General features: G+C 72.1%; 11 protein-coding genes. 8 read left to right on the top strand and 3 right to left on the bottom strand.

Annotated features, from left to right (window positions below; all coding sequences use genetic code 11):
- Nucleotides 1-43: 43 nt before the first annotated feature.
- Entirely contained in the window at nucleotides 44-775 is a 732-nt protein-coding gene (locus ABGB21_RS20330) for a methyltransferase domain-containing protein (RefSeq protein WP_347678996.1), read from the bottom strand.
- A 246-nt stretch (nucleotides 776-1,021) separates the two neighbouring features.
- Nucleotides 1,022-1,924: an AraC family transcriptional regulator gene (locus ABGB21_RS20325; RefSeq protein WP_347678994.1), complete on the bottom strand. Its 903-nt coding sequence runs from the start codon at nucleotides 1,922-1,924 to the stop codon at nucleotides 1,022-1,024.
- Nucleotides 1,925-2,009: 85 nt separating this feature from the next.
- Between ABGB21_RS20325 and ABGB21_RS20320 the strand changes: the two genes are divergently transcribed.
- From ABGB21_RS20320 to ABGB21_RS20310, 3 genes are all read left to right on the top strand, one after another.
- A complete protein-coding gene (locus ABGB21_RS20320) occupies nucleotides 2,010-2,981 on the top strand; it encodes an SDR family NAD(P)-dependent oxidoreductase (protein ID WP_347678992.1) in 972 nt (323 codons plus the stop codon).
- A 107-nt stretch (nucleotides 2,982-3,088) separates the two neighbouring features.
- Complete coding sequence (locus tag ABGB21_RS20315) at nucleotides 3,089-4,243, top strand: NAD-dependent epimerase/dehydratase family protein (RefSeq protein ID WP_347657134.1); 1,155 nt, start codon at nucleotides 3,089-3,091, stop codon at nucleotides 4,241-4,243.
- Between the two features lie 34 nt (nucleotides 4,244-4,277).
- Complete coding sequence (locus ABGB21_RS20310; protein WP_347678990.1) at nucleotides 4,278-5,483, top strand: low temperature requirement protein A; 1,206 nt, start codon at nucleotides 4,278-4,280, stop codon at nucleotides 5,481-5,483.
- Between the two features lie 3 nt (nucleotides 5,484-5,486).
- Here the strand turns inward: ABGB21_RS20310 and ABGB21_RS20305 are convergent, their stop codons facing one another.
- A complete protein-coding gene (locus ABGB21_RS20305) occupies nucleotides 5,487-6,416 on the bottom strand; it encodes an AraC family transcriptional regulator (protein WP_347678988.1) in 930 nt (309 codons plus the stop codon).
- Between the two features lie 324 nt (nucleotides 6,417-6,740).
- Here ABGB21_RS20305 and ABGB21_RS20300 point away from each other — a divergent pair, with 324 nt between their 5' ends.
- The 5 genes from ABGB21_RS20300 (at nucleotide 6,741) to ABGB21_RS20280 (ending at nucleotide 12,098) form a co-directional block, all read left to right on the top strand.
- Nucleotides 6,741-7,046, top strand: coding sequence for a hypothetical protein (locus ABGB21_RS20300; RefSeq protein WP_347678986.1), 306 nt, complete (start codon nucleotides 6,741-6,743; stop codon nucleotides 7,044-7,046).
- Nucleotides 7,047-7,066: 20 nt separating this feature from the next.
- The gene (locus ABGB21_RS20295) at nucleotides 7,067-7,549 is read left to right on the top strand and encodes a hypothetical protein (protein WP_347678984.1); all 483 of its coding nucleotides are present in this window, start codon (nucleotides 7,067-7,069) and stop codon (nucleotides 7,547-7,549) included.
- A 165-nt stretch (nucleotides 7,550-7,714) separates the two neighbouring features.
- Complete coding sequence (locus ABGB21_RS20290) at nucleotides 7,715-8,902, top strand: MFS transporter (RefSeq protein WP_347678982.1); 1,188 nt, start codon at nucleotides 7,715-7,717, stop codon at nucleotides 8,900-8,902.
- A gap of 170 nt (nucleotides 8,903-9,072) precedes the next feature.
- Nucleotides 9,073-10,491 carry a carboxylesterase family protein gene (locus ABGB21_RS20285; RefSeq protein ID WP_347657130.1) on the top strand — a complete coding sequence of 473 codons (1,419 nt, stop codon included), beginning with the start codon at nucleotides 9,073-9,075 and terminating at the stop codon, nucleotides 10,489-10,491.
- A 149-nt stretch (nucleotides 10,492-10,640) separates the two neighbouring features.
- Nucleotides 10,641-12,098 carry a hypothetical protein gene (locus ABGB21_RS20280; RefSeq protein WP_347678980.1) on the top strand — a complete coding sequence of 486 codons (1,458 nt, stop codon included), beginning with the start codon at nucleotides 10,641-10,643 and terminating at the stop codon, nucleotides 12,096-12,098.
- Nucleotides 12,099-12,228 lie beyond the last annotated feature (130 nt).

The following is a 12,228-nucleotide window of genomic DNA, read 5'->3' as shown; positions in this document are numbered from 1 at the left end:
TCAGCTACCCGGGCGCCCTCCGGTCTCCGGCGGCCGGTGCGGACTACGCCCGGCGGTACACCGAGACGTGACTGCGACTCTCCGAGGTGAACGGTGAACGGTCCCAGTCGGCGTACCGCTCGGCGAGCCGGAGCCCGGCCCGCTCGGCCAGCTCGTCGATCTGCTCCGGCCAGCGGTAGTGCATGCCGAACGGTTTGACCGAGATCCCGTCGTTGCTGATCCGGATCGTCTGCCGCAGGAACGTCTGGGCGGCCCGGTCGTACCGGTGCACCCGCAGGGTGACCGACTCCTCGGTCACCCGCCGTACCTCAAGCTGCTCGTCCCGGTCGAAGTCGGCCGGGTCGGGAACGAACGCCTCGACGACAAACGCCCCACCCGGCGCCAGCACCCGGGCGACGTTGCGGAGACAGTCCGCCTGTCGCTCGGCCCTGACCAGGTTGAACAGGGTGTTGTAGACGAGATACACCAGATCGAACCGACCGGTGACCGGCACGTCCGCCATGTCGGCGAGCACGACCGGGATCCGGTCGCCGCCCGGCTTGGCCCGCAACCCGGCCACCATCTCGTCGGACGCCTCGACGCCCTCGACAGGCACGCCCCGGGCGGCCAGGGGAATCGCGACCCGCCCGGTGCCGATCGCGAGTTCCAACGTCCGGCCGCCGTCGGCCAGCTCGGCGAGGAAGTCGACGGCCGGACCCGGGTCGGGGTTGGGGCCGTCGTCGTAGCCCTCGGACCACTGCCGGCCGAATAGGCCGGGATCGTCGAGAAGGGACATCAGTCACCCTCCCCGACCCGGTCGGACGGGGGTACGACGGGCGGACCGTCGGACGGATTCCTGCTATCGGCGCCCGGCGGCGCCACGATCACGGTGATCGACGTACTCATGAAGCCTCACATCCTGTGGGTGGTTGACAGTTGCGTACTGGCGGTACGACGACGATGGACGCATCGGACAACTCCTCTCGGTGGGCTTCCCGGTCTCCCCCACCCCAGCAGACCCCTGGGGGCGGCGGCAATCGAATTAGGCCCGCTGGTTGCGGTAGGCACGGGGGGTGAGACCGGTGGTGCGTTTGAAGGCAACGCTGAGCGCGCTCTCCGAGCCGTACCCGACAGCGCGGGCGATGGCAGCGACCGTCTCCTCGCCGCCCCGCAGGCGCTCGGCGGCCAGCTCGATCCGCCAGGCGGTGAGGTACTCCAACGGGCCACGCCCCACCACGTGTTTGAAGCGGGCGGCCAGTGTCGAGCGGGACACCGCGGCGGTACCCGCCAGTTCGGCCACCGTCCACGGCCGGGTCGGCCGGGCGTGTATCGCCCGCAGGGCGGGGGCGACGACCGGATCCGCCAGGCCCGCCAGCCAGCCCGAGGAGGCGCCTCGGTGCAGGTGCAGACGCAGGATCCGGATCAGCATGACCAGGGCGAGATGCTCGGCGACCGCCTGGGCGCCGGGACGGCCCTGTCGTAGTTCGGCGTCGATCTCCCCGATGGCCCAGTGGATGCTCGCCGCCTCCGGCGTCGCGGCCGGTACGTGGACGACCGGAGGCAGACTGTCCAGCAGCAGGGCGCGGGCCCGATCGGTGAACGAGAAGGCGCCGCCGGAGAGCAGGACGTCGTCGCCCTCGCCGGTCCGGGCCACCCCGTCGACCGCCGCCTGGAAGATCGGTTGGGCCGGCTCGGCCGGGAGGTCCAGGTCACTGGCGAGGGTGAAGCACCGGGGCCGGGTCAGCAGGAAGCAGTCGCCCGTCTCGAGGACCACCCGGTCCGGTCCGCCGTCGACCCGGAGCAGGCAACGCCCCCGGCGTACGACGTTGAACTTGACGCCGATCGGTGGACCGAACCGGACGGCCCACCGTCCCCCGGCGACCATGCCGGTGGAGAGCTGGCTGGTGGTGCCCAGCAGTGCGAGCACCTCGTCCAGGGGATCCACCGGCAACCTCTCGTTGGACTATCGCTAAAGAGTGACGGACTCCAGACTACAGACAGTCCAGAAGGTGCCGCATAACGTCGCTCGTATGACAGAAGCGCCACGCCTGACCACACCATTCACCGCCCGGACCAGCGCCGCCGAGATTCTCGACGGCGTCGACCTCACCGGCCGCCGGATGATCGTCACCGGCGGTGCCTCCGGTATCGGCCTGGAAACCACCCGGGCCCTCGCCGGCGCCGGCGCGGAGGTCACCGTCGCCACCCGGGATCCCCGGCTGGCCGAACCGCTGGTCGCGGAGTTCGCCGGCGACGGTCCGGGCAGCGTCCGTACGGCCGCGCTCGACCTGAACGACCTGCGGTCCGTCGACGCGTTCGTGGCCGCCTGGCAGGGCCCGGTGCACGCGGTGGTCGCCAACGCCGGCATCATGGCGGTGCCCACCCGCCAGGTCAGTCCGGAGGGCTGGGAACTCCAGCTCGCCACCAACTACCTCGGTCACTTCGCGCTGCTCCGGGGGCTGCACGACGGTCTGCGCGCCGCCGGGTCCGCCCGGGTGGTGGTGGTCAGCTCCGGGGCGCACCTGGCGCACCCGTTCGACTTCGACGACCCGCAGTTCGAGCGGCAGGCCTACGACCCGTGGGTGGCGTACGGCCGCTCGAAGACCGCCGACGTGCTGCTCACGGTCGGCATCGCCCGACGCTGGGCGGCCGACGGCGTCACCGCCAACGGACTCAGCCCCGGCTACATCATGACCAACCTGCAGCGGCACCTGGACGACGCGACGCTGCGCGCCTTCGGGGTGTTGGACGAGGCCGGCAACCGCACCGAACCCGACTACTTCAAGACTCCGGCGCAGGGCGCCTCGACCTCGGTGCTGCTGGCGGCGTCGCCGCTGGTCGAAGGGGTCACCGGTCGCTACTTCGACGACAACCAGGAGGCCGAGGTGGTGGCCGGCGGTCCGGAGGCCACCGGTGGGGTGGCCCGGCACGCCCTGGACCCGGCCGCCGCCGACCGGCTCTGGGCGTACGCGGAGACGGTGCTGGACGGCGTCCGGAGGTGACCGGCGCGGTGGCGACGCCGCGGTGGCGACGCCGCGGTGGCGCCCCGAGGTTTACCGGTCCGATCGGCGGGAATGGCCACGGTCATGACGTTTCCCGCGAGTTGTCGGTGTCCGGTCTGCCGCGGGTCGGTCCCCGGCCGGACCGGGCCGACGGTGACGGCTCCGGACGGCCGGAGGGGGTGCCGATGAGCCCGACGGCGGGGACCGGGGCGGGCCTGCGGGTCGTGGTGGTCGGCGCGACCGGCAACGTCGGGACGAGTGTGGTCGAGGCGCTCGGCGGGGATCCGGCGGTGGGCACGATAGTCGGCGTCGCCCGCCGCCGCCCCCGCTGGCGGGCGCCGAAGACGGCGTGGGTCGAGGCCGACATCGTCACGTCCGATCTCGTCGAGATCTTCGACGGTGCCGACGTGGTGGTGCACCTGGCCTGGCTGTTCCAGCCGACCCACCGGCCGCTGACCACGTGGCGGGTCAACGTCGTCGGTGGGCGACGGGTCTTCGCCGCCGTCGCCAGGGCCGGGGTGCCGGCCGTGGTGTACGCCTCCAGCGTCGGCGCGTACTCGCCGGGACCGAAGGACCGTCCGGTGGACGAGAGCTGGCCGACCGACGGCTGGCCGACCGCCGGTTACACCCGGGAGAAGGCGTACCTGGAACGCGCCCTCGACGCCTTCGAGCGGGAACATCCGGAGATCCGGGTGGTCCGGCTGCGTCCCGGGTTCATCTTCAAGCGGGAGGCCGCCAGTCAGCAGCGACGGCTCTTCACCGGTCCACTGCTGCCCGGGCGGCTGGTCCGGCCGGGGATCGTACCGGTGATGCCGGACCTGCCCGGACTGAGATTCCAGGCGCTGCACACGGCGGACGCCGCCGAGGCGTACCGGTTGGCGGCGCTGCGGGACGTCCGCGGCGCGTTCAACGTCGCCGCCGAGCCGGTGGTCGACGGGCGGCTGCTCGCCGACTGTCTGCGGGCCCGGACCGTACGACTGCCCGCCGGCCTGGCCCGGACGGCGCTGGCCGCCGCCTGGCACCTGCACCTGGTGCCGGCCTCGCCGCAGTTGCTGGACGCGGTGCTCCGGGTGCCACTGATGGACGTCAGCCGGGCCCGGACGGAGCTGGGCTGGTCCCCCCGGCACAGTGCCCGGGAGGCGATCGAGGAGTTCCTGGTGGGTCTACGGACGACCGGTGGCCTGCCGACCGCACCGCTGGCGTCCCGGCTCACCGGCGGGCGGCTCGCGGAGGTCGGGACCGGCGTCGGCGAACGCCCCTGACCACCGCCGGGCGGCGGCGCGGCGAGGAGGGTCGATGGGGCGGATCAGCCGGGCCCGGGCGGTGCCGACCCGCGCCGAGACGCACCGGGCCACCCCGTTCGAGATCTTCTTCGACCTGGTCTTCGTCTTCGCCCTCACCCGGATCATCGACTTCATGGGGCATCCGCCCACCTTCTGGAGCATGGGCCAGGGCCTGCTCCTGCTGGTGCTGATCTGGTTCTCCTGGGCGGCGTACACCTGGTTGGGCAACCAGGTCCGGGCGGACGTGGGGGTGATCCGGGCCGGAACGCTGCTGGCGATGGCCGCGCTCTTCGTCGCCGCACTGGTGATGCCGGACGCCTGGCGTTCCGACCACGTCGGGATGGCGGCACCGCTGATCCTGGTCGGGGCGTACGTCGCGCTCCGGCTGGTGCACTTCCTCCTCTACTACCGGGTTGCGGTGGACGACCCACGGGTCCGTGCCAGACTGCGCTGGATAGCGGTCCCGATCGTGCTCGCCTGGATCCCGCTCGTCCTCGGGGCGGTATACGGCGGAACCGCGCAGACCCTGCTCTGGCTGCTGTCGTTGCTCATCGACATCGGCGGCCAGCGAATCGCGCTCGCCATCGCCGGGGGTTGGCAGCTGCGCAGTCCGAACCACTTCAGTGAGCGGCACGGGCTGGCGTTGATCATCGCCCTCGGTCTGTCGCTGATCTCGGTCGGAGCCGGGGCCGGCACGGCGGCCGCCCGGGCTCCGGTCCTGTTCGCCGCGCTGCTCGGGCTCACCGTGACGGTGTGTCTCTGGTCGCTCTGCTTCGACCGGGTCGGGCCGGCCGCGGCCCGGGCCCTGGCCGGGGCGACCGGGTCCCGGCGGGTCCAGATCGCCAGCGACGCGTACAGCCTCGCGTACCTGCTCCTGGTCAGCGGGATCATCTACCTGGCGCTCGGCATCGGGCAGGTGGTCGAGCACCTGGCGCACAAGCAGCCCGACTCCTCCGGGGGTGAGCCGCTGAGCTGGGCCTCGACGACCGCGCTCTTCGGCGGTGTGGCGCTGCATCTCACCGGCCGACTGCTGTCCGTCTGGTTCTCGGTCCGCTCCGCGCCGCCGGCACAGCTCGGGACGGTGGTCGTGACGCTGCTGCTGTTACCGGTGGGCCGGATGCTGCCCGCACTGGCCGCGCTGGGGCTGGTCGTCGCCGTGCTCGTCGTGGCGGTCGGTTTCGAACGGCTGACCCACCGGTCGGAACCCGCCGCACCTTGAGCCTCACCCGACGCAATGCCGGCGGAACTCCCTGGGGGGCATGCCGTAGGCGGAGCGGAAGGTGCGGCTGAAGGCTGCCGGACAGGTGAAACCCCAATGCTGGGCGAGTTCGTGGATCGGCGTACCGGCGTGTGCCGGATCCGCGAGATCCCGACGGACCCGTTCGAGGCGCTGCTCGCGGATCCACGCCGCGACCGTGGCACCCTCGGCTTCGAAGAGGCGGTGCAGGTAGCTGACCGAGATGTGGTGCGCCGAAGCGACGGCGCCAACGGTCAGCTGCGGCTCGTGGAGGTGGCGCTGGATGAACGCCCTGATCCGTAGGGTCAGGCTCCGCCGCCGGGTTTCCGGCGGAAGCATCCGTTCCGCGTCGAGCGTGTGGGCCAGCACCGCCGACAACAGGTCGACCAGGACCGCGCCCAGCCGGGGCCCGTCGGTCGGCCGGTAGCGTCCGGCCTCCGAGGCAAGCTGGGTGAGGAACCCCACCAGCAGTGCGCCGATCCCGTCCTTCCCGGACAGTCGTCGGCCGAGGAGCCGCTCGACCCGGTCACCGGACAACGGCAGCAGCGTTTTCGGAATCTCGATCCCGATCCCGGCCATCCGGTCCGCGCCGAGCAGACGGCAGTCGAACGGCCGGGCCATGTCGACGATGTAGAGATCGTGCCGACGGTGTACGGCATGCTCGCCGGCCTGGTAGAGATCGAGCCCGCCTTCGAGAACGAGTGAGACGTGGTAGAGGTCCGGAGCGTGCTGCCGGACCAGTCTCGGCGTGCGGCGGAAGTGCATCGGCTGCAACACGGTGGGCCACACCTCCGTCTCGCCGAGTCGCAGGATCTGCGCCTGCGCACGAAAATCCGCCGCGTGCTCACTCACCATCTCCATGGGCGCCATCAACCGGCTCATCCGCTCGCACCAGACGCCGAACCTGTCGGCCACCGGAAGATCCTCGGTCCGGAACACAGCCGTCTTCACCATCAACAACCCCCGTCTCAGAGCGACACTCCGGTCGAGTACCCGCATCCATATTGACGCGGGTCGCGGGATGGCTGTGACATCGCCGGCTTTCCGACAGTCCCGCACCGGTCAATGGCGCCGTCACGTACCTTCCCTGGCCGCCGGTCATCTGGGCCGGTCCGCAGAGAACCGGTCCGCAGGGACGACGTACGAGTGGACACATCGTCAAGGGATCGTGTAGCGCACGCCAACGACCATTCCACGTACCGATGCCACGCTCATCGGAGCCGGCCCGACGACATCGGCATGTGGGTCTACTACGGCACCATGCGGACTGTCACGGTCGCGGGCATCGAGATCCGGGTCCGGAAGATTGACGGTCCGGAGATCGGCGTCAAGTGGTACCAGTGTTCGAACAGGAATGTGCAGGGCAGTGTGTACATCCTGCCGAACCACGATCCGACCGGTTGGGTGACGATCGGCCACAACCTGCCCGCCAAGCTGGCATTCTGCCTGGCCGCCGAGAAGCTACGGCAACAATTCGACGGACACCTGGATCGGCGACGTCGAATGGAACATGAACCGCTCGTGACGTACGGAAGAACGTGGTGAAGGGACCTGGGATGCTCGGAATGACGAAGCGACTGTGGAGGAAGGTGGCCACCGGAGCGGCGGTGACCGCACTGATGGTGGTCGGAGGTCTGGCGGCCACCGCGTCCCCAGCCGCCGCCCACACCGAACGGTCGGCGATCGACGCGGCCTGCGGAACGAGTTACAACGTGGTGTCCGACGGCCGGCGGGACGTCCGGACGGCCGCCGGCGCCCTGTACGGGTACGTGGTGTTGACCTACAGCGCCGCCACGGGCAACAACTGCGTGGTCACCTACAAGCACGCCGGATCGCCGTACCACGGGGTCTCCACCCGGACGGTGGCCTGTCTGCAGTTGCAGGGGCAGGGCGGCACGAACTGCTACGGCGACGACTTCCTCCACTGGGCGGAACGGATCCGTTACGCCGCCGGTGTCTGTGTCAGGTACTGGGGCTACATCTACAGCCAGCCGGGCGGCGGCACATCGGCATTCGGGATCCGGGACGCGTACGCGAACTGCGGATGACACCCGGAGGCACCTCTCCCCCGGTGGGAGGGGTGCCCTCGGCCGCTCCGGGAGGTTCGCGCGGCGTGCGACGCCGCACACCGGGTACTCCGCTGCCACCTGTAAGCAGGAGCGCGTGCCGGTTTGCGGGGCGGTCGTCCACTGGTCACCGGAGGAGCATCCGACATGAGTACCGCCGGACGGCGACTTTCGCCGGAAGTCTCCCTGTTCCTGCTCGCCTCGATCCTCGTGTCGTTCCTGGCCGCGTCCTCCGCCCCGACCCCCCTGTACGGCATCTACCAGGCGCGCTGGCACTTCTCACCGATCACCACCACGGTCGTCTTCGCCAGTTACGCGGTCGCGGTGCTGGTCGCACTGCTCACCGTCGGCAGGCTCTCCGACCATGTCGGGCGTCGGCCGGTGCTGCTCGTGGCGATCGCGGTGCAGGTGGTCGCGCTGGTCGTCTTCGTTCTCGCCGACGGCGTACCCACGCTGCTGGCCGCCCGCGTCGTCCAGGGGCTCGCGGCCGGCGCCGCCACCGGTGCCGTCGGCGCCGCCATGCTCGACATCAACCGCGCCTGGGGCACGCTGACGAACGCGATCGCCCCGGGCGTCGGCACCGGCACCGGAGCCCTGCTCTCCGCACTCTTCATCCAGTACCTGCCCGCACCGACCCGACTGGTGTACCTCGTCCTGGTGGCGGTCCTGCTGATCCAGGCGCTCGGGGTGCTGCTGATGCCGGAGACGGTCACGCCGATGTCAGGGGCGCTGCGGAGTCTGCGGCCGCAGGTCAGGGTGCCCCGGGCCGCCCGCCGGCCGGTACTGGTCGTACTGCCGGTGCTCTTCGCCGTCTGGGCGCTGGCCGGCTTCTTCGGCGCGCTCGGCCCGGCGCTCGTGCGCGCTCTCGGGCCCACCTCGATCGTGCTCGGCGGGACGGCCCTCTTCGTCTTCGCCATCTCCTCGTCCGTCGCCGTTCTCCTGCTGCGCAACGCCCCCGCCCGGACCGTGATGCTGGTCGGGATCACCGTGCTCATCGTCGGCATGGTCGTCACGCTGGTGTCGGTCACCACCGATGTCGTCGCCGGGTTCTTCGTCGGCGGCGCGCTCGGCGGCGCCGGGTTCGGCGCCGGCTTCCAGGGCAGTCTCAAGACCGTGATGCCGCTGGTCGAGGCACACGAACGCGCCAGCGTGCTCTCCGTGCTGTACATCATCTGTTATGTCGGTTTCGGGCTGCCCGCCGTCATCGCCGGTTTCCTGGTGGTCTACGGCGGCGGCCTGCCCCGGACCGCCGACGAGTACTCCGCCGCGATCATCCTGCTCGCCGCCGTCGCCCTGTTCGGGCTGCGCGGGGTCGGGAAGCGCTCCCCCGACTGAGCCACCGGCACCCGCGCGCCGCGGTCCGCCGCCAGCCGGATGGCGTACGTCTCCCGGCGGCGCACCCGCTCGTCGCGGGCGTCCGCGCGGGGCTACCGTGGCCTTCCCTGGCGGGAACGCCGCTCGCGGCCCCCGCCGGTGATGGCGTCGGCGAGAGGGCAGGACCAGCAGTGACGGCCGAGTGCACCCCGACGGAGCTGACCACGACCCCGAGCGGGAGGCGCACCGACACCCCCGGCACACCGCCGACCACCCCGGAGGACGTGCTGGTCACCGTGGCCGGGGGAACACTGCGCGGCCGTCGCGGGTCGGGGCTGACCAGCCTGCGCGGCGTCCGGTACGCGACCGCGGAACGGTTCGGCCCGCCGGTACCCGAGCGGCCCTGGGCGGGTGTCCGCGACGCCCGGGAGCACGGCGGGGTCAGCCCACAGCCACCGACCCGGGCCGGGGCGGCCGCCGGGGTTCCGGAGGTGGGTGTCCAGTCCGAGGACTGCCTCAACCTGACGATCGTGACCCCGGCCGCCGACCGGGCACGACGGCCGGTACTGGTCTGGCTGCACGGCGGCTCGTACCGGACCGGGGCCGGATCCTGGGACCGCTACCGGACCGACCGACTCGCCCGCGACGGCGACGTGGTCGTGGTCAGCGTCAACTACCGGCTCGGAGCGCTCGGCTACCTGCGGGCGCCCGGCGTCTCCCCCGGCAACCTCGGCCTGCTGGACCAGATCGAGGCGCTGCGCTGGGTCCGCGACAACGTCGCACACCTGGGCGGCGACCCGGAGAACGTCACCCTGGTCGGGCAGTCGTCGGGCGCCCACTCGGTCGCCTGCCTGCTCGGCGTGGCGGTGGCACGACCGCTGTTCCGCCGGGCGGTGCTGCAGAGTCCGCCGCTAGGGCTCGGGCTCGGCAGTCCGGCGGCGGCCGACCGGATCGCCGCCCGCTTCCTCGCCCGGCTCGGGCAGGACCCCCGGACCGCGTCGCCGGCGGACGTGGTGGCGGCCCAGCAGCTGGCCGCCCGGGACGTGGCCGCCCGCACCGGATTCGGGTTCGCCCCGGCGTACGGGCCGGTCGCCGGCGTGGCGCCGCTGCCCGACGTACCGGGCTGGCGGGCCGCCTGCCGGGCCGGCGCGGCAGACCTGGAGGTGGTGCTCGGCACCACCCGCCGGGAGATCGCGTACTTCCTGGCCGGCGGTCCGGTGTCCCGGCACGTGCCGCTGGTCGGGCGGGCCGTCGAGAACGGACTCGTCGGGTTGGCGACCCGGGCGGTGTTCACCCGACCCACGCTCCGGTTCGCCCGCACACTGGCGGCGGCCGGTGCCCGGGTCCACGCATACCGGCTCGACGGTCCGGTGTCGACCTCGCCGTACCGGGCCTGCCACTGCAGCGATCTGCCGCTGCTCTTCGGCGACGAGGCCGCGTGGACGGACGCGCCGATGCTCGCCGGGCAGACCTGGACGGAGGTGGCCGGGCGCGGTGCCCCACTGCGTGCGGCCTGGCTCTCCTTCACCGCCGGCGGCGCAGCGGCGCTGGCCGGGGCGGGCTGGGCCCCGTACGCCGGGCGGGGCGGCCCGATCCGGATCTTCGGGTGACCGGCCGGATCTTCGGGTGACCGGACCGCCGCGCCCGCTCAGCCGGGTCGGTGACCAATATGAACGCAACGACCTCTGTCGACGTGCTGCGCTCCTAACATCACGGCCGCGGCGCGACGAGGCGCCCGCGGGAGCAAGGAGCCACCACTGTGCACGCTCTAGAAACGCTCACCCACCGTCTCCGACGGTTCCGGACCCGCCTCCGTCCGGCGGGGCTGGCCGTCCTGCTGGTCGGGGCCGTCGTCGGCACGCTCGGCCACCCGCCCGCCGCCCAAGCGGCGGCACCACCGACACCCGTCGAATGCCCACCGAACGTGGCCGGCAAGGCCACCTGTTACGGCGGCCAGGACAGCAACGGGGCGTACTACACGATCGCCATCCCGAACCGGTGGAACGGATCCTTGGTCGTACACGCCCACGGCGGCCCCGATCTCGGCGACGGGTCCGACCCCGGGCGCAGCACCGATGACCTGGACCGGTGGTCGGTGATGGTCGACGAGGGCTACGCCTGGGCCGGCTCGTCCTACCGCCGGGGCGGCTACGGCACCCGGATGGCCGCCGCCGACACCGAGAACGTACGGCGGCTCTTCGTCGCCGCGTTCGGCTCTCCGGGGCGGACGTACGTGCACGGCCAGTCGTGGGGCGGCAACGTGGCGGCCAAGGTCGTCGAGACGTACGCCGGGAAGCACGGCCCGTACGACGGCGCCCTGCTCACCAACGGTGTGCTGGGCGGTGGCTCGCGCGGTTACGACTACCGGGTCGACCTGCGGGTCGTCTACCAGTACTACTGCCAGAACCATCCACGCCCGACCGAGCCCCAGTATCCGCTCTGGCAGGGACTGCGGGTCGACTCCACCATGACGTCCGCGGGGCTGCGGGCCCGTCTCGCGGAGTGCACCGGGTACGACTCCGCCCCGGCGGACCGGACCGCGCTGCAGCAGCGCAACCTCGACGACATCCTGGCCGTGACCGGCATCCCCGAGCGGACCCTGGAGTCCCACCTGCGGTTCGCGACCTTCACCTTCCGCGACATCGTGCACCACCGTCTCGGTGGCCGTAACCCGTTCAGCAACCAGGGCGTCCGGTACTCCGGCTCGCACGACGACCGGGCGCTGAACTCGGGGGTGCAGCGGTTCTCCGCCGACCCGACCGCCCGGCGCGACCTGTCCTACGACAGCGACCTCACCGGCCAGGTCGCGATCCCGGTCCTCACCCTGCACGCGATCGACGATCCGACGGCGTTCGTCGAGCACGAGGCGGCGTACCGGGCCACGCTGCGGGGCGCCCACCGGGACCGGTATCTGGTGCAGACCTTCACCACCGAGACCGAGCACAGCGAGTTGAGCAACGCCGAGTACGCGACCTCGATCGCCGCCCTGGACGGGTGGGTGCGTACCGGACGGAGACCGACGGCACGGTCGGTCGCCGCCTCCTGCGCCACGTTCGACGCCCGGTACCGGACCGGTTGCTTCTACGCCCCGGACTTCCGTCCCGGCCCCTACGCCTCGCGGGTCCACGCCCGGCCGGGTGGCCGGGACTGGCCGGCGATGACCGCCGGGCAGGAGCGGGCCTGGAGCCGGGTCGACGGTGTCGGGATCGCCTTCTGACAGCGCGCTTTGCCGTCATCGGCCGGCGCCGCCGTACCCCGGGATCCTCCCGGGTACGGCGGCGCCGGCGCTCGCGACGCGGATCCGGTCGCCTGTGGATCCACCTGGTGCGTGGCGCGGACACGCTGCT

The organism is Plantactinospora sp. B24E8 (genome assembly GCF_039871735.1).
In the GTDB taxonomy this organism is placed as follows: Bacteria; Actinomycetota; Actinomycetes; order Mycobacteriales; family Micromonosporaceae; genus Plantactinospora.
Note: the sequence above shows the minus strand (reverse complement) of the source record. Positions and strands in the feature narration are given on the sequence as shown.

Coding starts and splice junctions, on each gene's coding strand:
- ABGB21_RS20320 (WP_347678992.1), top strand. CDS start 2,010: ATGACAGAAGCGCCACGCCTGACCACACCATTCACCGCCCGGACCAGC.
- ABGB21_RS20300 (WP_347678986.1), top strand. CDS start 6,741: ATGTGGGTCTACTACGGCACCATGCGGACTGTCACGGTCGCGGGCATC.
- ABGB21_RS20295 (WP_347678984.1), top strand. CDS start 7,067: ATGACGAAGCGACTGTGGAGGAAGGTGGCCACCGGAGCGGCGGTGACC.
- ABGB21_RS20330 (WP_347678996.1), bottom strand. CDS start 775: ATGTCCCTTCTCGACGATCCCGGCCTATTCGGCCGGCAGTGGTCCGAG.
- ABGB21_RS20310 (WP_347678990.1), top strand. CDS start 4,278: ATGGGGCGGATCAGCCGGGCCCGGGCGGTGCCGACCCGCGCCGAGACG.
- ABGB21_RS20290 (WP_347678982.1), top strand. CDS start 7,715: ATGAGTACCGCCGGACGGCGACTTTCGCCGGAAGTCTCCCTGTTCCTG.